Annotated in this window: 19 protein-coding genes; 12 read left to right on the top strand and 7 right to left on the bottom strand. The window is 45.1% G+C overall.

Features of this window, described 5'->3' with window-relative positions:
* Nucleotides 1-8 precede the first annotated feature (8 nt).
* Nucleotides 9-2,363: a fatty acid cis/trans isomerase gene (locus R7P80_RS09115; protein ID WP_225491576.1), complete on the bottom strand. Its 2,355-nt coding sequence runs from the start codon at nt 2,361-2,363 to the stop codon at nt 9-11.
* Nucleotides 2,364-2,443: 80 nt separating this feature from the next.
* Complete coding sequence (locus R7P80_RS09110) at nt 2,444-2,830, bottom strand: winged helix-turn-helix domain-containing protein (protein WP_225491577.1); 387 nt, start codon at nt 2,828-2,830, stop codon at nt 2,444-2,446.
* A 306-nt stretch (nt 2,831-3,136) separates the two neighbouring features.
* Between R7P80_RS09110 and R7P80_RS09105 the strand changes: the two genes are divergently transcribed.
* Complete coding sequence (locus tag R7P80_RS09105; RefSeq protein WP_005376560.1) at nt 3,137-4,684, top strand: arylsulfatase; 1,548 nt, start codon at nt 3,137-3,139, stop codon at nt 4,682-4,684.
* A 135-nt stretch (nt 4,685-4,819) separates the two neighbouring features.
* Here the strand turns inward: R7P80_RS09105 and R7P80_RS09100 are convergent, their stop codons facing one another.
* Nucleotides 4,820-5,677: a LysR family transcriptional regulator gene (locus tag R7P80_RS09100; RefSeq protein WP_025767859.1), complete on the bottom strand. Its 858-nt coding sequence runs from the start codon at nt 5,675-5,677 to the stop codon at nt 4,820-4,822.
* A 140-nt stretch (nt 5,678-5,817) separates the two neighbouring features.
* Between R7P80_RS09100 and R7P80_RS09095 the strand changes: the two genes are divergently transcribed.
* The 11 genes from R7P80_RS09095 (at nt 5,818) to yegS (ending at nt 17,923) form a co-directional block, all read left to right on the top strand.
* Nucleotides 5,818-7,344, top strand: coding sequence for an arylsulfatase (locus tag R7P80_RS09095; protein ID WP_017635363.1), 1,527 nt, complete (start codon nt 5,818-5,820; stop codon nt 7,342-7,344).
* Nucleotides 7,345-7,450: 106 nt separating this feature from the next.
* Nucleotides 7,451-8,752 (top strand): anaerobic sulfatase maturase, encoded by a 1,302-nt coding sequence (locus R7P80_RS09090; protein WP_033906479.1) that lies wholly within the window; start codon nt 7,451-7,453, stop codon nt 8,750-8,752.
* Between the two features lie 85 nt (nt 8,753-8,837).
* Nucleotides 8,838-9,821: an AAA family ATPase gene (locus tag R7P80_RS09085; RefSeq protein WP_213961550.1), complete on the top strand. Its 984-nt coding sequence runs from the start codon at nt 8,838-8,840 to the stop codon at nt 9,819-9,821.
* A gap of 12 nt (nt 9,822-9,833) precedes the next feature.
* Nucleotides 9,834-10,796, top strand: a complete 963-nt coding sequence (locus R7P80_RS09080) for a DUF58 domain-containing protein (protein WP_046875998.1) — start codon at nt 9,834-9,836, stop codon at nt 10,794-10,796.
* Nucleotides 10,797-11,375: a DUF4381 domain-containing protein gene (locus tag R7P80_RS09075; protein WP_054729304.1), complete on the top strand. Its 579-nt coding sequence runs from the start codon at nt 10,797-10,799 to the stop codon at nt 11,373-11,375.
* Nucleotides 11,368-12,438: a vWA domain-containing protein gene (locus R7P80_RS09070; protein ID WP_104980600.1), complete on the top strand. Its 1,071-nt coding sequence runs from the start codon at nt 11,368-11,370 to the stop codon at nt 12,436-12,438. The genes R7P80_RS09075 and R7P80_RS09070 overlap by 8 nt, the downstream gene beginning before the upstream one ends.
* Nucleotides 12,431-14,161: a VWA domain-containing protein gene (locus R7P80_RS09065; RefSeq protein WP_225491578.1), complete on the top strand. Its 1,731-nt coding sequence runs from the start codon at nt 12,431-12,433 to the stop codon at nt 14,159-14,161. Before R7P80_RS09070 ends, R7P80_RS09065 begins: the two co-directional genes overlap by 8 nt.
* The gene (locus R7P80_RS09060) at nt 14,158-15,459 is read left to right on the top strand and encodes a BatD family protein (RefSeq protein WP_213877263.1); all 1,302 of its coding nucleotides are present in this window, start codon (nt 14,158-14,160) and stop codon (nt 15,457-15,459) included. The genes R7P80_RS09065 and R7P80_RS09060 overlap by 4 nt, the downstream gene beginning before the upstream one ends.
* 49 nt (nt 15,460-15,508) lie before the next feature.
* Nucleotides 15,509-15,934 (top strand): bifunctional diaminohydroxyphosphoribosylaminopyrimidine deaminase/5-amino-6-(5-phosphoribosylamino)uracil reductase RibD, encoded by a 426-nt coding sequence (locus R7P80_RS09055; RefSeq protein ID WP_132937209.1) that lies wholly within the window; start codon nt 15,509-15,511, stop codon nt 15,932-15,934.
* 172 nt (nt 15,935-16,106) lie between these two features.
* Nucleotides 16,107-17,012, top strand: coding sequence for a LysR family transcriptional regulator (locus tag R7P80_RS09050; RefSeq protein WP_053349403.1), 906 nt, complete (start codon nt 16,107-16,109; stop codon nt 17,010-17,012).
* An 8-nt stretch (nt 17,013-17,020) separates the two neighbouring features.
* The gene (gene yegS / locus R7P80_RS09045; protein ID WP_053303508.1) at nt 17,021-17,923 is read left to right on the top strand and encodes a lipid kinase YegS; all 903 of its coding nucleotides are present in this window, start codon (nt 17,021-17,023) and stop codon (nt 17,921-17,923) included.
* An 81-nt stretch (nt 17,924-18,004) separates the two neighbouring features.
* On the opposite strand, the gene R7P80_RS09040 is transcribed toward yegS, so the two are convergent.
* The 4 genes from R7P80_RS09040 to R7P80_RS09025 form a co-directional block, all read right to left on the bottom strand.
* Nucleotides 18,005-18,340 (bottom strand): YgiW/YdeI family stress tolerance OB fold protein, encoded by a 336-nt coding sequence (locus R7P80_RS09040; protein ID WP_225491579.1) that lies wholly within the window; start codon nt 18,338-18,340, stop codon nt 18,005-18,007.
* 15 nt (nt 18,341-18,355) lie between these two features.
* On the bottom strand, nt 18,356-19,003 hold the full coding sequence (locus R7P80_RS09035; RefSeq protein ID WP_172563767.1) for an AcfA family outer membrane beta-barrel protein: 648 nt from the start codon (nt 19,001-19,003) through the stop codon (nt 18,356-18,358).
* A 163-nt stretch (nt 19,004-19,166) separates the two neighbouring features.
* Nucleotides 19,167-20,780 carry a VRR-NUC domain-containing protein gene (locus tag R7P80_RS09030; RefSeq protein WP_225491580.1) on the bottom strand — a complete coding sequence of 538 codons (1,614 nt, stop codon included), beginning with the start codon at nt 20,778-20,780 and terminating at the stop codon, nt 19,167-19,169.
* 67 nt (nt 20,781-20,847) lie between these two features.
* Entirely contained in the window at nt 20,848-22,080 is a 1,233-nt protein-coding gene (locus tag R7P80_RS09025; protein WP_005388232.1) for an OFA family MFS transporter, read from the bottom strand.
* Between the last annotated feature and the right edge of the window lie 162 nt (nt 22,081-22,242).

Here is a 22,242-nt window from a genome sequence, read left to right as displayed (position 1 = left end):
TTAAATCATCATCGATTCTCAAAACGATTATAGTCAAGTAATCCAAATTCGATCGGTTGTTTTGTACGGTACCAATTGTGTAAACGATCGCTAAATGACCAGAATTTTTCTGAGCTTCTACGAATCGCAAAATTATCCAATAACTTAACGTAATCGGACTCGTTTTGGATGGCACTAAATTGATCGACAAAATCTTTTACTTGGTTTTCGTTGATCGAGAAAAATGCCGCAGGGTAGCTTCCCACAACGCCGCGTACAATGGTCATATCATCGTTAGCAAAGTCACGGTTACTTTCTTCATCAAACAAGCTAGAGATGTTTGTGTGTGCATTGTTGTGAAGTAAGGTGAACAGTTCATCTTCCCCTGATTGACTTCTCACCATAAGCATAGTGATTTGCGGAACGGTTTTTAGGCCTTCACCACGAACGTGGTCAATACGTTTTAGTTGCTTTTCACTACTCGCAGAAAGAGCCGTGTCTTGAATTTCGTAGCGAGGCAGAAGCACATCTGAAACATGTTCGCTCAACAACTCCACCAACTCCGTTTTTGGATCGTCACTCTTATACTGAACGCTGGTTGGTTGGTTAAACGGCTTCACATTTCGTTGTAAAAAGTCACTCAACTGCGGGCTTTGATCTTTATACCAGCTAGATTGAAGTTCATGGCGCATATCGGCGGGTAACAACGAGATAAAGTTACTTTCGCCTTCTAGACGCAAGAAGTCCATAAACATTCGTGTCATGAGCTGATGGCCGAAGTTACCGTAAACGTCAAACCCAGCAACAAGCAAATAGTGGATACGCTCTAGTAGCGCGTAGTCAAGAATCCACACTGTTTTAGGCTGCTCACCAACTAACCCTTGAACAACAGAAGCACTATCAAAATGGCGGAATATCGTTAATGCCGCATTATGGTTGGTGCCATTACCATCCCAAATTACATCGGTGGATAGGTTTTCACCTTCTTTAAACCAGTTATTAGTGAACTCAGATTTAGCCTCTAGGTAGCGAGCTTGTTGACGCGCGTACTTGACCCAGTTGGTAACAGGTAGCGTGTTACTTTCTTGCTCTGCCGGTAGTTTTAGATTATCAGCCTGAGATCGGTAAAACTCATTTACTTCTGGGATGTCTGCTTTATCTGGATCAAGGAAAAACACCCAAAAGCGATCATTGATAACATTCAATGCCAGTTGGCCACGACAAACTGGGCCTTTGATGTATGCCATTATTGTATTTTGTGCATTATCTAGCATGAACTTAAAGCGCGACTTCACTGGAAGGTCGATGAATGATGTCATCGGGTTTGCAGCAACTTCTGGTTCATAACTCGGTAGCTGACTAACCATGTAATCAGCATCAATAAACCAAGTTTTCCAGTTCTCTATGCGTTGCTTGTTTAACGCGAATGGCATGTGAGTTTTATCTACTATGGTCCCTTGCTCTGGAATAATTCGATAAAACACACGTTCAACCCCTGGATCCTCGTACGGGCGACGCGTTGAAATACGTTTGACGGGCTGTCCTGGTGGTGTAGCAGAGCGGACGAGCGTGAAGAATCGGGGATCTTCATCGAGTTCCGAAAAGTAGAGATGAGATAAAAACAAATGCTCATATATATACCTAGCCATCAGCTGATTTTTCAAATCAGAGTGGTTAAGTAATGCTTCGTACTTATCTATTTGCGCTTGCTCTTTCTCACTAACAGGTCGGTGAACGTTCATTATTGCGCCGTTTTCCAACCAAGTCATGAGTGTGTGGTATTCACTGTTTGATAGGTTTGGCATACCAAAAGGCATTCCCCAGGTCGGGTTATCCTTTTCGTATTGCTCGTATTCTTCAATCGTTGGACAGGTTTGCTCTCGGTCTATCGAAAAGTCAAAGCCTTCTAACTGGACTTGGTCAGGCAATGGGTGGCGCTCTTTTTGTTGTAGCAAACGTGCGATAAGGCCTGCATCAATGTTGGCTGCCATGCTTTGATCACGTTCGTTGAGAACCGGATGAAAACCCGCATCGCGCCACTCTTGGGTTGTTTCTGCATCTTCGAATAAGCGTGTTGGTGCTGCGGCTGTGAGTCTTGTTCCTTCATATACCAGTGCTTTACTCGCACCACGGTCAATGCCCTCAACAGAAGAGAGCTTAAGTTGACATGGTGCATCGTAGCACGCGTGGCAGACGACACAGCGGTTATCCATAATGGGTTTAACTTCGCTTTGGAAGAAGTTTGCTTGAGGGGTTTCCACGTCAACTGTGCGTTCACGCACGAGCTGTGGACCAAACAGTTGGTCATAGTTAAGACCAGCATAGGTTGCACAGCCGGCAAACAAAGTAGCAATGCAAAGTGTAAAAATTAAGCGCAAATTCATTGAGTTATTTTACGTGATTCGAATTTGCATTAATTAAAGCAAAATAAGCGGTCAATTACCAAAAGTTGGGCCAATTAGCGTTAATTTTTCTGTTGATTGTCTGAGCGCTTGAAAATGTAACCCTGGCGGTGGACTGTCTGAATTCTGTCTGTTGGAACGCCTTCGTGAACTAGACGCTTTCTCATTCTGCTCATGTGCATATCGAGTGCCCGATCATGTTCAGTAAATTCACGTTTTAGTACTGTTTCGTAAAGAAAAGGCTTACTAAGCACTTGATCTTGATGGTGAGTGAGAGTTTGTAGCAGCTTAAATTGAATGCTTGTTAACTGAACAGATTTCTTGTTTGGCAAGTAATTGAGTACCACAGAGTGAGTGCGCTTATCTAGTAATAGCTCCTCATCATTATGGTGAACGTCGTTGTGTTGGCATTGGTAAGTTTTTCCATTTGAAACCTTGGAGTCAAGCACGCGGGCACCTTAATTATTAATGGTAGTAAAACGTATTATCATTAATATTTATATAAAAGCAATCAGGTACTTTATGGGCACTGTGATATGAGTAGACAATCTTAATATTTGAGATTAACAGTAGTGATGAATGGTGCGATGGCGCTCTGAACTAAAGTGCTATTGGAGTGCGTATTAGCTACAAATAACGGTGTAATGTTAGGCGAAGATAGAAAGAATTCTCATTTAGTAAATTCGCTTATCCGCCATTTGTGAACTATACATTCTGTTGCAGGAAGCACTTTTCTAATACACACAGAGGTTTATATGACAGCGAAATATGGCGTTAAACGCCGATTAGCGATTCTTGCCGCCGCTTTAATCGGTGCGACAAGTAGCAGTATCGCAGCAGAGAAACCAAATATTCTCGTCATTTGGGGTGATGATATTGGCCAGTCCAATCTCAGTGCTTACACGTTTGGCTTGATGGGGTACAAAACACCAAATATAGACAGTATCGCCAAAGAAGGCATGATGTTCACTGACTATTACGGTGAGCAATCTTGTACAGCGGGCCGTTCTACTTTCATTACGGGCCAAACCGTTCTTAGAACAGGTTTGAGTAAAGTGGGGCTTCCAGGTGCTGATCTTGGCTTGAAGGAAGAGGACGCAACCATTGCCGAAATGCTGAAGCCGATGGGCTATATGACAGGGCAATTTGGTAAAAACCACTTAGGTGATAAAGATGAGCACCTTCCTACTAATCACGGCTTCGATGAATTTTTTGGCAACCTTTATCACTTGAACGCCGAGGAGGAGCCAGAAAACGTCGATTATCCTAAAGATCCTGAGTTTCGTAAAAAGTTCGGTCCGCGCGGCGTTATCCGTTCGTACGCTGATGGCAAAATTGAAGATACAGGACCTCTAACTCGCAAGCGCATGGAAACCGTGGATGAAGAGACGTTAGATGCGGCACTCGACTTTATGGATCGTGCAGTCAAGGCTGAAAAACCTTTCTTTGTCTGGTGGAACGCGACTCGTATGCACTTCCGTACTCATGTGAAAGAAGAGAACTCTGGAAAAACAGGCATCAGCGAGTATGCAGATGGTATGGTCGAGCATGATAATCATGTAGGTCAGCTGCTGAAAAAAGTGGATGATTTGGGTATTAAAGACAACACAATCGTCTTTTACTCCACCGATAATGGCCCACACATGAACTCGTGGCCAGATGCAGGCACAACGCCATTCCGTGGAGAGAAAAATACCAACTGGGAAGGTGCGTACCGAGTTCCTGCGATGGTACGTTGGCCGGGTAAAATTAAAGCTGGCTCTGTTTCGAATGATATCATGCATCACATGGACTGGATGCCAACGTTCGTTGCTGCCGCGGGTGATGACAATATCAAAGAGAAATTGCTCAAAGGTTATAGTGCGAATGGTAAGAAATTCAAAGTTCACCTAGACGGCTATAACTTCCTACCATATTTGACTGGTAAAGAGGATAAGGCCCCACGTGAAGAAATTTTTTACTTCTCAGATGATGGAGACTTAACTGCACTTCGTTATAACAAATGGAAGCTGGTCTTTATGGAGCAACGAGCAAAAGGCACGTTGCGTATTTGGGCTGAACCATTCACCACACTTCGTGTTCCTAAGATCTTCAACTTGCGTATGGATCCTTACGAAGTGGCTGATATCACTTCTAACACTTACTACGATTGGATGCTAGACCGTGCTTACATGCTTGTTCCTGCGCAAGCTTACGTTGGCAGATTCCTTGAAACGTTTAAAGAGTTCCCACCAAGGCAAAAAGCAGCAAGCTTCTCGCTCGATCAAGTGATGGAGAAACTAAAAGAGAACCCAAATAAGTAGGAAAAGCTAAGTGAAGTATCACATATAGAAAGAGGCTCATTAACGTGAGCCTCTTTTTTTATCTGTAAAATTCTATCTATTCAGGTTTGTAGAAAGCTTGATGACGAAAACGCCTAACGCTTCAATTGACAAGAGTTATAAACAAATTGGTTCGTAGTGGGCTGCCGTTAAGTTGGCTTTGATTTTTTCACGTAGAGCGATGTGGGCTGGGTTGTTTACCTCTCGCTTATGGTAAACAAACTTGTAAGGGATAGAGCGTATCGAAATGGGGCAGGGCAAAATTTGAAGTTTGAGCGCTTTGCTCCACTTGTTTGCAAAAGATTGAGACACGATCCCTAAACTGTCTCTTTGGGCGACATACAGCGCCATGCCCGCTAGCGAAGATGTGATCAAGTCGACTTTTCTTTCTTGAATTGTTTCCTTTGCTAGTTGCTCGAACCCCGACATGTTGTTCCATTTTCCTGAAAATAAACAGTGAGTTTCCTCATAAAATTGCTCTTTTGTGAGCGTGCCGTGTACACGGGGATGGTTCTCACGACAGATAACCACGGCTTCTTCCTCATAGGCATCTTCAATAATAAACGCTGCATCTTTCGTGATCACCGTATCGATTACTAGATCGACTTTTTGTTGTCTTAACAGCTCAAATAATAGGAACTTTTCGGGTGGTGATTCATAAAAAATAGTGTTCTTTATTGGGTCCATAATGTGCAACAAAATTTCCGAACAACACACTTCAAAATGATTTTTATCAGATATCGCATTGTCAATAATATTAACCGCTTGCTGGAATTGCGGCAGTAATTGATAAGCGGTGGAGGTTAGTGCGATCCCTCGTCCTTTTTTAACGAATAATTGCTTATCTACGACTTGCTCTAAACGCTTTATTGCAGCGCTCACAGCAGGTTGTGTAAGCCCTAATTGTTCCGCGGCTTTTGTATAAGATTGAAACTCCGCAACAACAAGAAAAGTTTGGATCAAATTCAAGTCCATAACGTCACTCATAAATTTAATTTATAGGTTAACTAATTTTGACTGCATTTATCGCCTGAAATTAGTGCTTTATCTTATATCAACAATGGTATTGAAAAGCGAATACCATTTTTACGCACTAGCGAACTCTTGGAGATAATATGAAAAATGCGACCAAAACGAGCAGTAAAAAACTCGTACTTAACGCATGTACGTTAGCTTTGGGCGCTGCATCTGCAGTTGCACATGCAGCGGACAAACCCAACATTCTTGTCATCTTTGGTGATGATGTTGGTTACTGGAACCTTAGTACCTATAACCAAGGCATGATGGCGTACAACACGCCAAACATCGATAGCATTGCTAAAGAAGGTGCGAAGTTCACTAACTTCTACGCACAGCAAAGCTCGACAGCAGGCCGTTCTGCATTCATCACTGGTCAAATGCCAAAACGTACAGGTCTATCAAAAGTGGGCTTACCAGGCGCTCCGGAAGGTATCTCGGAAAAAGATCCGACGATTGCAACCGTGCTTAAACAAATGGGTTACGCAACCGGACAATTTGGTAAGAACCATTTAGGTGACCGAGACGAGCATCTTCCTACCAACCACGGTTTTGATGAATTCTTCGGCAACCTATACCACTTGAACGCAGAAGAAGAGCCAGAGAACGTGGATTACCCTAAAGATCCGGAGTTCAAGAAGAAATTTGGCCCTCGTGGCGTTATCCATTCTTACGCTGACGGCAAAATCGAAGATACCGGTCCACTAACGCGTAAGCGTATGGAAAATGTTGATGGTGAGTTTCTTGATGCCGCAGAGAGCTTCATAGAAAAGCAAGTAAAAGCGGACAAGCCGTTCTTTACTTGGTTTAACACCACTCGCATGCACAACTTCACACATGTTCCTGAAGAATACCAAGGTAAAACAGGTGCCGGTTTCTACGCGGATGGTGTTAAGCAGCACGATGACCAAATCGGTCAGCTACTTAACAAGATCAAAGAGTTAGGTGTGGATGACAATACAATCATTGTTTACACCACTGACAACGGCCCTATGGTTGATTTGTGGCCGGATGCAGGGATGACACCGTTCCGCTCAGAGAAAAACACTGGCTGGGAAGGGAGTTTCCGTGTGCCAATGTTGATTAAATGGCCTGGAAAAATTGAGGCAGGTAAAACATTCAACGGCATGATGTCATTAGAGGACTTTTTCCCGACACTAGTTGCTGCGGCAGGTGATACCAAAGTTAAAGACGAACTGCTAAAAGGCAAAAAAGTTGGCGATATGGACTACAAAGTTCACCTAGACGGTTACAACCAACTGCCATATTTAACGGGTAAGTCAGACAAATCCGCACGAAATGAGTTCGTTTACTGGAGCGACGACGGCGATCTTGTGGCATTGCGCCAAGGAAAGTACAAGTTCCACTTTATGATTCAAGAGAATGAAACGGGTATGGATGTATGGCGTAAGCCGTTCACTAAACTTCGTGTGCCACTGATCTTTGACTTGAGCATTGATCCATTTGAACGAGGCGATCAAGGCATGGGTTATTCTCGTTGGATGTACGAGCGTTCATTCTTAATGATGCCAGCAATGGATACAGTGAAAGAGGTGATGGGTACATTCAAAGAATTCCCGCCTCGTATGGAAGCAGGTTCGTTCGTACCTAAGTCTTCTAAGTAAATTAAGATTATATAGCGCTTTTTGGAGCGCTATATACCCAAATAGCTTCACTTTTGCTGTACAGCGCTCACGAGGTTATTTGGGTATATGTAATAGTGAGAAACGTATGAGTAAGATTTCCCCTCGCCATTCTACTACTATGCCTATTGTTCCTCTTAAAACGGCGTCTAAAGCGCCTGTTCTGGGCGCGTATGACCGTCGATTCCATGTGATGGCAAAGCCAGGCGGAGCAAAGTGCAACATCGATTGTCAGTACTGCTTTTATCTGCATAAAGAAAATCTACTGCACCAAGAAAAGCAGCCAAAAATGGACGACGCAACACTGGAAGCGTTCGTGAAAAGCTATATCGAAAGTCAGGATGGCGAAGAAATTGTATTCTCATGGCAGGGCGGGGAGCCGACGCTGCTTGGGTTGGACTATTTCCGCAATGTCGTAGCTTTGCAAAAGAAATATCAGCCGAAAGGCGTTCGCATTGAAAACGACCTTCAGACCAACGGCATTTTGCTAAACGATGAGTGGTGTGCGTTTTTAAAAGAGCACAACTTCCTAGTTGGCTTGTCGATTGATGGACCACGAGAACTGCACGACAAATATCGCAAAACCCGCAGCGGTAAGCCAACGTTTGATCTCGTGATGAAAGCGGTAGATAAGCTCAAAGCGCATGGCGTGAAATTCAACGCGTTGGTCACGGTGAATCGTCACAATGCGAAATACCCGCTCGAAGTATATCGATTTTTAACCCAAGAATTGGGTGTGACTTATATTCAGTTTGCGCCGGTGGTAGAAGCCAACAACTTCCAAACAACCGCGCCGCAGTTTTGGAACGAACAGATGATCCCAACCAAAGGCAGTGATCTGGCTAAACCGGGGCATCCAATGTCGATTGTAACGGATTGGTCAGTCGATCCTGAAGACTGGGGACGCTTTTTAATGGCGACCTTTGAAGAGTGGGTGAATAACGATCTTGGCCGTGTGCTGGTTAATCTGTTTGAAACCGCGGTGGCGCAAGTAATGGGGAAACCGTCTCAGCTTTGCGTGACGGCGGAGTTTTGTGGCAAAGGGTTGGCGATTGAGCACAATGGCGACGTGTTCAGTTGCGACCACTATGTGTATCCAGAATACAAACTCGCCAACATTCATGAACACTCACTGAATGAAATGGCCTTCTCTACAAGACAATATACTTTTGGCATGGCAAAACGCGATTCATTGCCGACGTATTGTAAGCAATGCCCTTACTTGCCTTATTGTTGGGGTGAGTGCCCAAAAAACCGTTTGATCAAAACGCCGAATGGTGAGAGTGGTCTAAACTATTTGTGTTCGGGAATCAAAATGTTCTTTGATTATGCGTTACCGATGTTGGTTGGTCTTGCACAACTTCTCCAATCTCAAGAACCGCAAAGATAACATAGTGAATATAACCTTAAGTTATTTCATTTGTTCTTATACTTAACTATCGAAAAGACGGCTTAAACCATTGAAAAGGTATCCTATGAACCACGCACAACAAGCGATAAAAGAACTCATCGAACAAACAGAAAAAAGCGTCATTGGACAAAGCCACGTGGTTCGAGCTTTAGTCATCGGGTTATTAACAAATGGGCATATTCTGCTAGAAGGTTTACCGGGAACGGCAAAAACACGTTCCGTAAAATCGTTGGCGAACTTGTTAAACACCAGTTTTGGTCGAATCCAGTTTACGCCGGATCTTTTACCATCTGACGTGACGGGTACTGAGGTTTATCAAGAGCTGGATGGTAAGCCGCAACTCCACTTTCAACCTGGGCCCATTTTTAACAGCATTGTACTTGCTGATGAGGTCAACCGTGCACCAGCCAAAGTACAAGCGGCACTGCTTGAAGCCATGGCCGAAGGCACAATAACGGTAGGCGATAAAACTCACGTATTGCCAGACTTATTTATGGTGCTTGCAACGCAAAACCCTGTAGAGCAAGAGGGCACGTACCCGCTGCCAGAAGCGCAAATGGACCGCTTTATCATGAAGGTTACCGTCGATTATCCAGAAGATGACGCCGAACGTGACATCATTCGTTTGGTGCGCAGTGAAGAATTGGGTGCGGAAACCAGCAGCGAAATTATTACGCCAAAACACATCGAGCCAGACGTGGTGCTAGAAGCGCGCCGTCAGTTACCAAACATCGTGGTATCGGACCTAGTGGAAAACTACATCGTTGCGTTAGTGATGGCGACTCGTAAGCCAGAGTGTTATGCCGATTCAAACTTAGCAAAATGGATTGAGATTGGCTCTAGTCCTCGTGCTTCCATCGCACTCGACAAATGCGCTCGTGCGTATGCGTGGATGCAAGGACGTGACCATGTGACTCCTGACGATGTGCGTGCCATGGTTCCGTCTGTATTGGGCCACCGTTTTTCTTTGACCTACGACGCACTAGCAGACGGAGTCAATCACCAACGAGTCGTACAAGAGCTGCTAGATTGTGTAGAAATTGGGTAAGTGGGAGGCATTATGGCTAAGCCAACTCTTGCGCCAAAATCACAGGGGATGGATCCCCGTTTGTACTGCGATTACGCTCGTTTAGTACGTCTGCAAGCACAAGCAGAATCATTCAGTTTACTTCCTCACCTAAAGGCGGGTAGCGTACTCTCTGGCCGACACAATTCGTTGTTTCGCGGTCGTGGATTGAACTTCGAAGAGCTGCGCCATTACCAATTGGGTGACGATATTCGTAACCTTGATTGGAAAGTTACGATGCGTACGGGTAAGCCGCATGTACGCAGTTATACAGAAGAAAAAGATCGCAACGTAATCGTGTGTGTCGACCAGAGAAGCACAATGTTTTTTGCTTCGACGCAAGTAATGAAATCAGTTGTCGCGGCAGAGATCGCAGCGATGTGTGGGTGGCGAGTATTAAAAGATGGCGACCGAGTCGGTTTTGTCATCGCATCCCAGCAGGCGTTGTTTCACAGCAAGGCACAGCGTTCGCAAAACGATCTTCTGGCGCAACTTAAACGTCTCGCTAAAGCCAATCAATCGCTCAATGTGGACTCCCGCAATTCCGAAAAAGTAACGTTCAGTCAATGGATTGAGCTTATTAAACGCATGAAGCTCAAGCAATCCACTTTGATTTTTATCAGCGACTGGAGCGACTGCGAGGAGCACCACCTTGATCACCTTAAACAGCTACAACAGCACAACGATGTTCTTGCAGTGATGGTCAGTGACCCATTAGAACAAGCGCTACCAGACGATTTGGCAAAATCGAAATGGGTGGTTGGTGATGGGCAGTATCAACTCAATTTAGACAGCAAAGCAAAGGTAGAAGCTGCGAGCGCAAAGCTTGAGGCTCGAACTAGCTTACAGCGTCAATCACTCTCTCAACTTATGGCGATGAAACACCTTCCGCACATCGAACTCGATACGACAGGTGAGCACATTAAACAATTCCAAAAACTGGTAGGAGGGCGTTAAATGAGTGATCTTCCTACGCCTCCGAGTACCTACATACTCAGAGAGCTGCATGATGTGGCTGTACCACCCAGCGTGAGTTGGTACCCGCAAACTATTGGCTGGAAAATTTTAGCGGCGGTTGTGCTCATTGCATTGGTGTATGTCGTATATCGATTGGCTCGGCAATGGTGGCATAATCGTTACCGAAAAGAAGCTCTACTGGCGATTTCGCAAATCAAATCGAGCGACAAAGACATGCCAAAAGTATTGTTCTCTGTGCTTAAAGTAGTGCTGATTCATATTGATAGCCGCAACGCGAAATTGTTTGATACCGCCTTTCTGCGCAAGCTCGATGCGCTGTATCCGCAAACCGAAGATTCTCAAGCAAACTCGCAAATGGTTTTTAACGATGAGCTTTCAAAGTGCTGGCTACAAAGTATTGTTGACCCAAGCGTTACGCTAACCAACGAAGAGCGAGTAACGCTTATTGCTCGTGCGAAAAACTGGGTGAGTGAGCACCGTTGTGATGCTCAAAAAAGCGCGGCAAATAAATCACCACGATTGAAACGCAAAGCACATCAGGGAGGTCAACATGAATGATCTTCTTGCATCGATAACTGGTTTGTCTGGTTTTGAATTTGCTCACCCAATGTGGTTTCTGGTTTTGCCCTTGCCGTTGGTGGTGTACTACTTGGTGCCCGCATATCGCACTAAGCAAATGGCGATCAAAGTGCCGTTTTTTAGTCAGCTGGTGGAAGCGATTGGCGAGACGCCATCAGAAGGTGCAAGCCAGTTGACCCCGAGTTGGTGGCAGCGAGCAACGTTAATTCTTTCATGGCTTTTGGTGGTGTGTGCGATGGCAAAACCCACCGTGTTAGGCGAGCCTCAAGTTCGCGCGAGTTTAGGCCGCGATGTGATGGTGGTGGTGGATCTTTCGGGCTCCATGGCCGAGCCAGATTTCACCTCACGTACAGGCGAAAAAATTTCTCGTCTTGATGCGGCAAAAGAAGTGCTGTCGGAGTTTGTTCAGTCTCGTAAAGGTGACCGATTAGGCTTGGTGCTTTTTGGTGATGCTGCTTTCGTGCAAACGCCATTTACCGCAGACCAAAAAGTGTGGCTCGAACTGCTTAACCAAACCGATGTGGCAATGGCAGGGCAGAGTACCCATCTTGGTGATGCGATTGGCTTAGCGATTAAAGTTTTTGAGCAAAGTGATAAGTCGCGTGGTGCTTTAGAACAAGACCAAAACCGTGAAAAAGTCGCGATTGTATTAACCGATGGTAACGACACGGGCAGTTTTGTTGAACCGATTGATGCGGCGAAAGTTGCGAAAGCCAAAGGCGTGAGAGTACACGTCATTGCGATGGGCGATCCGGAAACGATAGGTGAAACCGCGTTGGATATGGACACGATTCATCGCATTGCGAAAGAATCCGGCGGTGAAGCGTTTGAAGCACTCAACCGTGATGAACTATCGGCTGCCTACGATGAAATTGGCAAACTGGAACCTCAACTTTACGAAAGCACCACATACCGCCCAAAACAAAGCCTTCACCATTACTTGATGGCGTTAGTGGTCATCATGCATTTGCTCGCGTTCAGCGTCGCAACACTTAAAAGAAGGGCTGTTACACGATCATCATTAGGAGAGAGCGATGTTTGATTCTCTTAGTTGGACGCAATTCTTTACGCAGTTTCATTTTATTCGACCACTGTGGTTACTGGCTTTGATCCCCATGTTTTTCTTGGTGTGGTTACGCTGGCGAGAAGAAAGCGAGCCAAGCTGGAAGGATATTCTGCCCGAACATTTACGCAATGCTTTGACGATAGGTGAGCGAGGCTGGCGTAAGCAACTGCCGCTTAAGCTCTTGATGCTGATTGTGTTCATCGCCATTGTGATTTGTGCAGGCCCAACGTGGCAACGAGAACCTTCTCCCTTTGGCGAAGATAAAGCCTCTATGCTTGTGGTGCTTGATAACAGCGACTCGATGCTGCAAAAAGATCTCCCACCAAGCCGCCTTGAGCGTTCCAAACAGAAAATACGCGATTTGCTAGCCGCGCGAAAAGGCGGAAAAACGGGTTTAGTCGTGTTCGCGGGCAGTGCTCATGTCGCAATGCCTATAACTCAAGACAGCAAAGTATTTGACCCATTTTTGGCGGCCATTACGCCAGAGATTATGCCCGTGCAAGGTAAGCTTGCCGAAAAAGCCTTGCCGTTAATTGATCAACAATTGCAAGGTCAACCAGGCTCCACCGTTCTGTTGGTGAGCGACGGCGTGAACCCGGCCACGATTGAGCAATACCAAGCGTATTTCTCGGGCAAACCTTATCAACTGTTAATTCTTGCGGCAGGGAACGCTGACATTGTGAGTAACAACCCAATGGATTTGGATTCTCTACAAAAACTGGCCAGCCAGACCAACGGTCGATTGGTGGAAGTGACCGTCGATAATAGTGATATCGAGCAACTGAATCGATACGTTGAGCGCAATATGCAGCTTAATGGCGAATCTTCAATGCCTTGGAAAGACATGGGGTATCAACTTCTGTTCCCAATCGCGCTGATCATGATGCTGTGGTTTAGAAAAGGGTGGTTAGTGCAGTGGTGCGTGATTGTAATGGTGAGCGGCACGTTATTGATGCCAACAAGTGCGTTGGCCGAGAATATTTCAGTTAAAGCCGAGCAGCCACAAGTTGTGCAAAAAGTGACGGCTTTCGACAAGGTGGCGCAATGGTGGTGGGATTTGTGGCTGACGCCAGACCAACAAGGACAGCGTTTGTTCAACCAACAAGCGTATTTAGAAGCTGCAAAACACTTTGTCGATCCATTACGCAAAGGCACGGCGTACTACTACGCTAGCGAGTTTGAGCTCGCGCACAGCGCGTTTTTGGAAATGCAAAACGACCCGTCCGAAGAGGTTCGAGATTACGGTCTTTATAATGCGGCGAGTGCATTGGCGCGTCAGCGTGAATATTTGGCTGCACGTGACTTGTTAAAATCCCTAGCCAACAAGCCAACGTTGAGCGAGAGGCTAAGACCGGATGTTGAGCATAACTTGAAAGTGATTGGTGGTATTGTAGAGGACATCAACCGGATGAGTGAGAGTCAGGCAGGAACGGAGCAAGAGGCGTCAACCGAGCTAGGCGATAACCCTCAAACCGCAGAAGGGGCGGATGAAAAAACGTCAGCGGAGTTGATGATTAAAGAGACGTTAAGTGCAGACGACATCTTAGGTAGCCAAGAATTAGCCGACAAATGGTTAAAGCGAGTCGAAGCGGATCCTAAATACTTCTTAAATGCGAAGTTTCAGATTCAATTGCGTTCAATAGAAACCGGAGAATCAACCTCTACTGCGAACGAAAATACAGAGGAGGCGGTGCAATGATGAAAAGCCACCGTTTTACGCACTTTGCTTTACCCTTGTGGTTAGTTATCTGTTTCGGCTTCCTCCTGAGCAGTAGTGTGTTGGCTCAAGATATTCGTGACGTTCAACGAAAGCATGGAGTTGAGTTACAAGCGTGGGTTGGTAAACAACCAACGGCTGGAGAGAAGCGTAAAACACCAAGTTTTAGCGTCAATGAGCAAGTTATTTTAACCATCGAAGTGGCAACGCCGCGTTGGTTTACGGGTGGTACGAGAATTGGCAATATTGAAATACCCAATGTTATCGCCAAACAGCGTAATCAACTAGCAACCAACTTTACTGAGCAAAAAGAGGGGCAAACTTGGTCGCGTCAACGCTGGGAAGTGACTTTGTATCCTCAAGCTTCTGGTGATTTTGTGGTTCCACCTGTCGCAGTGGGCGTTCAGGTGTCTGCGCCGGACGGCGAGAAGGTATCAGGCACACTTTACACGCAGCCGATTAAGTTCAAAACCGTCTTGCCATCGGGCCTGCTGAGTGGTGAGACACCTTGGTTTGCTGCAACAGATGTAGAGGTAAAGCAAGAGTGGGATACCTCCACTGAGTCACTCAAAGTTGGGGATGCAATCACGCGTAAAATCACCATTTCGGCTCAAGATTCACTATCTGTGTTGCTACCAGACTTGTTGAAAGGAGAATCAACAACCCGTTACCAAGCGTACCCTCAACCACATCGTCTTACAGATACGCAAACACGTGGTGATTACCAGTCAACACGCACAGAAGAGAGCGTGTACGTGATTCAACAAGGTGGTGAATTAACCCTGCCGGATTATGAGTTCCGTTGGTGGAACAGTAAGACTCAGCAAGTGGAAACGGTGATGTTAGAGGGCAAAACTTTTGCCGCGAAGCACACGTTGAAGTCCTTCATCAGAACGTACTTTGAATGGATTGTTTCCACGCTTGTGTTGCTGGGTTTTGTGATTATTTCATTGGTAGCCATTAAACGTTACTACCGCAACAGACCGACACCAGCATGGCTGACGTTCCACCGTTTGTTAAAGGCTAAACGTTGGTCTGAAGCAAGGACCATATTGTACAAACAATTGCGTTTAAATACGGCCGAGCTAGAAATGACCAAAGCCGATACGAGTGAATCGTGGCAAAAAAGTGCGTCGCGAATGCAAAATGGTGAAAATAGCGCTCATTTACTGAAGTCGATGTGGCGCAAAATCCAGACCAAACAAAAACGCTTTAAATTCCGTATTCCGCGAGCGTTACCAGAACTGGACAAAGTCATTGGAAGAGATGGCAATGAATAAAACGGGGCGCTAATATAGCGCCTCGTTTTTATTAGAGAATAGAGTTCAAATGAGCCAAGAGTTTATGCGCCGCGCATTGGAAGTGTCCAAAAATGCGCTTCCTGAATGTCAACCCAACCCGCCGGTTGGCTGCGTGTTAGTGAGAGACAATCAAATCGTTTCTGAAGGTCATACTCAAGCGATTGGTGGCAATCACGCGGAAGTGGAAGCGCTGAATGCGTATCAAGGCTCGTTAGAATCGGTGACGGCATACGTTACGCTGGAACCGTGTTCGTTTGTTGGTCGCACGCCAGCTTGCGCGGTGACATTAGTCAAATCCGGCATAAGCAAAGTCGTCGTAGCCATATTGGACCCCGACCCGCGCAACAGTGGTCGAGGTATCGAGATTCTAAAACAAGCAGGTATAGAGGTAGAAACGGGTTTGTGCGGCGAGGAAGTCAGCGAGTTTCTTACCCCTTACCTAGGCAAAGCCTAAGTCAAGCTTTACGTTGCACTATGGTGCCAGTTTATGTGGTGAATGAAGTGCGTCAAAATTGAGTTAAAACTCATTAAAACAAGCGATACCGCCCATTTATTGCACTTGGCTACGTGAAGGATCATGCTGTTAGATTAAAATAGAGAAAGTGACTTTTGAAAAATTTAATAGCATGAAACCGACCGACCTTAATCTTATTCCCATTTTCACTGCCATCTATGAAGAGCGTAACTTGTCTCGGGCGGCGGCGCGTTTAAACATCACCCAGCCTGCGGTGAGTAAAGCGCTAGCAAGGCTACGTGATATCTACGATGATCCATTGTTTCATCGTTGCGTTAAAGGTGTCGAGCCTACCTCGTTTGCGATGGATATTTATCCTGCTCTTCTAGCTTCAGTACAAAATTTCACTTCGACATTATCGGCCTCTAGTGAGTTTGACCCTAAAGTGTCGAATAGAGTGTTTTCTATTGCCTGTGTGTCCGTTGCGAGCTTTGAGTTGCTACCTCAAGTCATGAAACAAATCCGTGTGTCGGCGCCAAATGTTGCATTAGAAGTACATCCGCTTTTTACGGAAGATTTTGAAAGTGATCTGCGGTTACAACGATACGATTTGATCATTGATATCACACCAAGAGCAAGAACGGTGCTAAAACTGGAAACTGTACTTACGGAGCGTTTGGTGGTGGTATGTAGCGAAACGCATCCACGCCTGAATGACGAGATTACGGCTGAACAATTTTTTGAAGAAGAACACGTAGTGGTTTCGCAGTGGCAGAGTCGTAAGAGCTTGTTAAACGCCGATGACATTGTCGACTTGGATAAGAGAAAGATTAAGTATCGAGCCTCAGGCGTACTAGAAATGCTCCCAATTATTTGTGGTAGTGAATACATTGGTTTAATGCCAGAGTCGATGATCAACTTGTTCAATAACACCTATCATGTTAAATCTTTATCAATGCCATTTGATGAACAAATGTATGAGCTTTGCACAATCTGGCATCCTAGTCGCACAAACGACAGCGCCCATCAATGGTTGCGTTCACAGATTAAGCAAGCAGGAAAAGTCATCAACCAATAGGAAGTGCAATGAAAAAGACAATACGTGCCATCCTTAACGGAAAAAAAGCTGGGAATCCAGAGTTAAGAGATGCAATCATGAAAATGAGAGAAAAAGGCATCGACGTACAGGTGCGTGTGACGTGGGAATCTCAAGACATGCCGCGGCTAGTGAAAGAAGCGGTTGATGAAGGCATTGAACGTATTGTTGTCGCTGGAGGCGATGGAACCGTCAATGAGGCGGCTTCTGCGGTTATTCAAATTGACGAAGAAAAACGCCCTGAGTTAGCCATTATTCCCCTTGGTACCGCCAATGACTTTGCTACCGCTATTCAAGTACCTAATTCCATTAAGGCGTCTTTATCTCTTGCTGTTGAGGGGCAGTCCGCCTTGGTCGATTGCGTCAAAGCGAACGATCGCTGCTTTATTAACGTGGCAACAGCAGGGTTTGGCGCAGAAGTTACAGCAGAAACGCCTGTTGAACTCAAAAACTTTCTTGGCGGTGGAGCTTACACGCTAACTGGTGTTGTAAAAGCACTTGGCTTTAAACCATATGACGGAACAATAACGATTGAAGGTGGTGCGTATCAGGGAGAAATGTTGCTCGGTGCGTTTTGTAATGGGCGCCTTGCTGGAGGTGGGCAAGAGTTAGCTCCAAAAGCGATGATTAATGATGGGCTGATGGATCTAACATTGGTGCGCCCATTTTTACCTCATGAGCTGCCTAAAGTAATCGACGAGATCAATAACCCGAGTGAGAAAGGAGAGTTTGTGAAGTACACAAGAGCAAGCTGGTTGGAGATAGACTTCCCGAATCCATTGCCTCTTAATTTAGATGGAGAACCTTATCATTCGAGAACCATTAGATTTGATGTTCAGCCTAAGAGTATACGATTAGTCGTACCGCAAGATTGTCCTTGCTTGACTAGCTAAACGAGCGTTTTCCATGATTATTGCTTAACACAGCCACTAAAATGTGGCTGTGTTGTTTTTGTTGAGGTATTAGTCAACTTCTTAACGTTTTTGAATGGTCTCAACGTCTATCTGCGTAGCTGTCCAATCTGAATCAACCTCTCCTCGAATCATTACGGTATCTTTTGGTGTCACTTCTTGACCCATCCAATCTTCGTTGTCGATCTCTACTTCGATCTCACCAGTGTTGTCTTTGAACAAGTAAGTCTCGTTACCAAATGATTGAACAATATGCCCGGTTAGCACTACAGCGCTGTCGTCGGTTGCGTTGCGCGCCTCTTTCACCGTATTGATTGCACTGACTTCTGGACCATTAAACGCGGCGAAAGCCGAGCTTGAAAGTAGAGCAAGCATGGATGTTAAAAATACTCTTTTCATTATCATCTCCTTATATTAGAAGTAATAAGTTGTGCCTACGTTAAAGGATGCAGTGTTTGCGTAGCTGTCTAGTTGGTATTTAGCGTTTGCGCCAATGGTGAGCTTTGGCAACACTTGGTATTCCGCGCCCACAGAGAACATTGCGCCTAACTCGTTGCTTTTCTCCGAGCTATGGAAAAGCGTGTTGGTCATTTCCACATCGTCGTTCGTGACAAGTTCGTATTCTTGATGTTTAGAAACCTTGGCGTTGTATTCCGTGTACGTTAGACCCGCTTTGAATTTTGTTGTCCATTTATCATTTAATGCATAGTTAAACACAGGAGCCAACGACACTTGCTTGGCTTTGATTGACGCATCCCAATCCATTTCATGATGGTAATCTTTGCCATCGATTGACTTGATACCTAGGTTTTTTGAACGACTATCATCAAGGTCAAACTGGCTGTAACCCAGTTCCAATGCCCAGTTGTCATTAAATGCGTAACCGACAAAGCCTGAGAAAATACCGTCTTCAAGCTCAGGGTTGAGTGTTACGTTGTCAGTTGAAAAGTGAGGTTCCAAATCATGGTCAGTGGTGCCTAGTCCATATTCCAGACCTACATAAGGAGCCGCAGATACCGAAACTGAGCAGGTAACAAGTAACGCAAGAAGTGTTTTGTTCATTTTATTTTGCCTCTTCAAATCAACTTAGTGAGTAGAAGCGCATTGTGTGTGATGAAGCGTGAAGTGATCGTGAAGAAACAAAAATATTTCAGAAAAAGAGCAAGGTGCGGTAAAAAAGAAATTGTTTTAATGAATATGCGCCAAGCTCTTTATATAAAGAGAGTTAACTTGCGGCGACGTAACACACCGCAAATGGCACATTAAGGCGAGTAAACTCTTTAATCCAACGCCATTGGTTGTCTTGGAGTTTATCGCCCGGCCCTTTTACTTCAATCCATTCGAACTCGTTTCCTTTAAAAGCAATCAGATCAGGCATCCCATTGCGGTAAAGCTTTAGGTCACTCAATTGTATTTTAAATAGCGCCATCAACATGTTAGTTGGGATTGTATCGAGTGCTGTTTCGAGTAGTTCTTTACTTATTAAGCTCCAATGCACAAATGGATTGCTGATACCAAACTTCTCATCGTACTTTGTCAATAACGTATGAGTGTTACCCGTTTCCAATTCGTCAAACGCCGCATCTATCAAAGCTTGGCGCTTGGTAACAAAATCAGAATGGTACAAATCCAGAGGACGATGCTGATAGGCATTGATGAATGCGCCTTCGATGGGAGCGAAAATCGCATCCCAAAAAGTGAGACCAAGTAACGCATTAAGCAGTGCATTTTCGGTGTAAAATACTGTCCAGCCTAAGGACTCAAAATACGCTTTGCTGGCGAGTTCGACTCTCTGTTGAGATAAATCCAGTTCAAGGCGGTATTCCGTACAGGTTGGCTTCGTCACTCTTGGCACTTTCTCGCCTTGTTTTCGTTTTAACCGTTGCTCAAGTTTTTGTGCAACTTCGAGCTCAGACACATCGATCGGTGAGTGAAGTATATCTGTGACAATGTCACCAAATAAATCATCATGGTTTAATTTGTCATAGATACGTGCGCGTCGTTCTCGGCTCGGTGTGAGTTGAGTTTGCCCAAATAGAGATAGGGCGGTCTCTAGATCATTAAGCCGTTCGTAATCACGTGCTATGTCATTCAACATGTGATCGCGTTTACGATCTACGTAACGGTGTTTAACGGGCTGAGGCATTGCCTCAATTAATAAGTCGAGATTGGCTTTGTCTTTTCGGTCAAATTGCCAGTACAGGTTGGTCAACTGGCTCAGTTCAATTAAACGGTCTATTTGCTCACGTGAATCAAAGAAACGGCGCACTTTACTCAATTGATATTGCTCGAACTGATGCAAACCTAAGTCATCAAGCACAAACTGACTTAAGTCTTGATGGGTGTTGGCAAAAAACAGAGTGAGCAACACGTCGATCATATGAGCTGAATTGAGTTTGACGATCGTAAAGTCAAGCTTCTCTATACGATCAAATTCCGCATTACTCAAACGTTCGACAAGGGCGTCTTTCTTGAGTGATTTCGGCAGTTCGGGATAAAGCGTGGAGATTTCTGGTTTGGTCAGTAAATTGGCCGCTAACTCTTGATGAGAAAGGGGTGGGGAAAGGGCTACAAACTCATGTTGACTCAATTCCGCCAGCGCTTCATTGATAGAAGGTATTTCTTGATAACTCAGCTTATCACTTCGAAACCAACATCCCTTTCGGCTGTATAAACGTACCAAAAGGCACTGGGCGTGTTTGCTCAAAGAATCAAACGAGCAAAGCCATGCGTGTTCTTCCTTGGTCAGTAAATCGCTGTACCAAGTTACTGCGTGATGAGTCAGCTTAAAGAAGTTCTCTAGATAGTAGTCTGGTGCAAGTTCGATAGGGCTTTCCATAAACGACCGATAACAAAAAAGGCTTAACCCATAGGTTAAGCCTTTTTGCTATCAAATCAATTCGCAATTATGCGTTTTTTAGCTGTGCTACTTTCGCTTCAGACAATGGCTTAGTGATGAACGCTAGTACGATACATACTGCCATCATTGCTGAAGAAATTGTGTAAGCCAAGGTGTAGCCGTCGCCATTTGTCATCGAGAAACCAACAACCGCTGCGCCGATTGCACCACCGATACCCCATGCAGTGTAAAGTACGCCGTAGTTAGTTCCGTAGTTTTTCAGACCGTAGAACTCAGCCGTTAGAGTAGGGAATACCGCTAGAAGTGTGCCGTAACCTACCGCTGCGATTGCTGTACCGATGATCAGTGTAAACTCAGAGTCGAACGTCGCGAACAGCACCATGTTTACGCCTTGTAGAACGAACGCGAGTAGAAGCGTACGAACACCGCCGATTTTATCTGCAAGCATACCCGCGGCAACACGACCGCCAGAGTTAAATACAGCAAGAATAGACGCTAGGTAAACCGCGTTTGGCAAGTTTGCTTGAACGCTTGCGATGGTCGTGATGTTACCAATGATCATTAGACCAACAGAAGCTGCAAACGCGTACATGATCCATAGAGAGTAGAACTGTGGCGTTTTCAACATTGCTTTCCAAGTTAAGTCATCTGACTTTTTCACCGCTTTAGGTGCTTGGCCTTCTTTTACTTTAGGCTCCGCAGGTGTGTAGTCTGCTGGTGGGTTGTTGATGGTTGCTGCAAGAGGAACCGCAATCGCTAGGATACCAACACCAAGAACCATAAAGCTAGTTTGAATGCCCATGCTGTCTATTAGCGCAGAAGTTACTGGCGCAAGGTAAATAGCCGCTAGACCAAAACCTGCCGCAATAATGCCGTTAACCATACCTTTCTTCGAAGCATGGAACCACTTCATCGCAGAAGGTGATAGGCATGCGTAACCAAAACCGATACCTGCACCTGTGATCACGCCGAATGTAATGTTCAACATTAGTGGAGAGTTCACAAAGCCAGAAGCGATCATGCCCAGACCTGTAAGAACAGTACCTAGGATAAGGATCATTCGAGGGCCCATGCGGTCTTGAAGAATACCTGCAATAAGAAGACAGATAGAGAAAGTGATGGTTGCAGTTGCGTAAGGTGCAGAAGCTTCTGCAGCACTCCAGCCTGATTCAGTTACCAGTGCCTTGTTGAATACACTCCAAGCATACAGGATGCCAAGACAAAGGTTGATACAGAACCCTGCTAACAGGATGCGCATAGCTTTATCAATCTTGCTCATTTTTATTCTCAGTTTTTCCTCTTATTGGCAATGCCGCAAAGAAGGTTGGTTTAAAGATGTTTTTTTCTCAAAATTAGTTTGCGTTTTTCAACGTTTAACGCAATGAGCGCGGATTATAACCAATAAATATGTGATTGGAATCTCTTTTTACGGTTACTGATA

It is taken from the genome of Vibrio sp. 2092 (assembly GCF_033339635.1).
Classification (GTDB): domain Bacteria; phylum Pseudomonadota; class Gammaproteobacteria; order Enterobacterales; family Vibrionaceae; genus Vibrio; species Vibrio alginolyticus.
This window is presented reverse-complemented; position numbering and strand designations above follow the sequence as displayed.

What these genes read in the sequence shown, in the direction of transcription:
- R7P80_RS09060 (WP_213877263.1), top strand. Translation starts at nt 14,158, where the DNA reads ATGATGAAAAGCCACCGTTTTACGCACTTTGCTTTACCCTTGTGGTTA.
- R7P80_RS09100 (WP_025767859.1), bottom strand. Translation starts at nt 5,677, where the DNA reads ATGGACTTGAATTTGATCCAAACTTTTCTTGTTGTTGCGGAGTTTCAA.
- R7P80_RS09095 (WP_017635363.1), top strand. Translation starts at nt 5,818, where the DNA reads ATGAAAAATGCGACCAAAACGAGCAGTAAAAAACTCGTACTTAACGCA.
- R7P80_RS09025 (WP_005388232.1), bottom strand. Translation starts at nt 22,080, where the DNA reads ATGAGCAAGATTGATAAAGCTATGCGCATCCTGTTAGCAGGGTTCTGT.
- R7P80_RS09090 (WP_033906479.1), top strand. Translation starts at nt 7,451, where the DNA reads ATGAGTAAGATTTCCCCTCGCCATTCTACTACTATGCCTATTGTTCCT.
- R7P80_RS09105 (WP_005376560.1), top strand. Translation starts at nt 3,137, where the DNA reads ATGACAGCGAAATATGGCGTTAAACGCCGATTAGCGATTCTTGCCGCC.
- yegS (WP_053303508.1), top strand. Translation starts at nt 17,021, where the DNA reads ATGAAAAAGACAATACGTGCCATCCTTAACGGAAAAAAAGCTGGGAAT.
- R7P80_RS09055 (WP_132937209.1), top strand. Translation starts at nt 15,509, where the DNA reads ATGAGCCAAGAGTTTATGCGCCGCGCATTGGAAGTGTCCAAAAATGCG.
- R7P80_RS09070 (WP_104980600.1), top strand. Translation starts at nt 11,368, where the DNA reads ATGAATGATCTTCTTGCATCGATAACTGGTTTGTCTGGTTTTGAATTT.
- R7P80_RS09050 (WP_053349403.1), top strand. Translation starts at nt 16,107, where the DNA reads ATGAAACCGACCGACCTTAATCTTATTCCCATTTTCACTGCCATCTAT.
- R7P80_RS09035 (WP_172563767.1), bottom strand. Translation starts at nt 19,003, where the DNA reads ATGAACAAAACACTTCTTGCGTTACTTGTTACCTGCTCAGTTTCGGTA.
- R7P80_RS09040 (WP_225491579.1), bottom strand. Translation starts at nt 18,340, where the DNA reads ATGAAAAGAGTATTTTTAACATCCATGCTTGCTCTACTTTCAAGCTCG.
- R7P80_RS09065 (WP_225491578.1), top strand. Translation starts at nt 12,431, where the DNA reads ATGTTTGATTCTCTTAGTTGGACGCAATTCTTTACGCAGTTTCATTTT.
- R7P80_RS09030 (WP_225491580.1), bottom strand. Translation starts at nt 20,780, where the DNA reads ATGGAAAGCCCTATCGAACTTGCACCAGACTACTATCTAGAGAACTTC.
- R7P80_RS09115 (WP_225491576.1), bottom strand. Translation starts at nt 2,363, where the DNA reads ATGAATTTGCGCTTAATTTTTACACTTTGCATTGCTACTTTGTTTGCC.
- R7P80_RS09075 (WP_054729304.1), top strand. Translation starts at nt 10,797, where the DNA reads ATGAGTGATCTTCCTACGCCTCCGAGTACCTACATACTCAGAGAGCTG.
- R7P80_RS09080 (WP_046875998.1), top strand. Translation starts at nt 9,834, where the DNA reads ATGGCTAAGCCAACTCTTGCGCCAAAATCACAGGGGATGGATCCCCGT.
- R7P80_RS09085 (WP_213961550.1), top strand. Translation starts at nt 8,838, where the DNA reads ATGAACCACGCACAACAAGCGATAAAAGAACTCATCGAACAAACAGAA.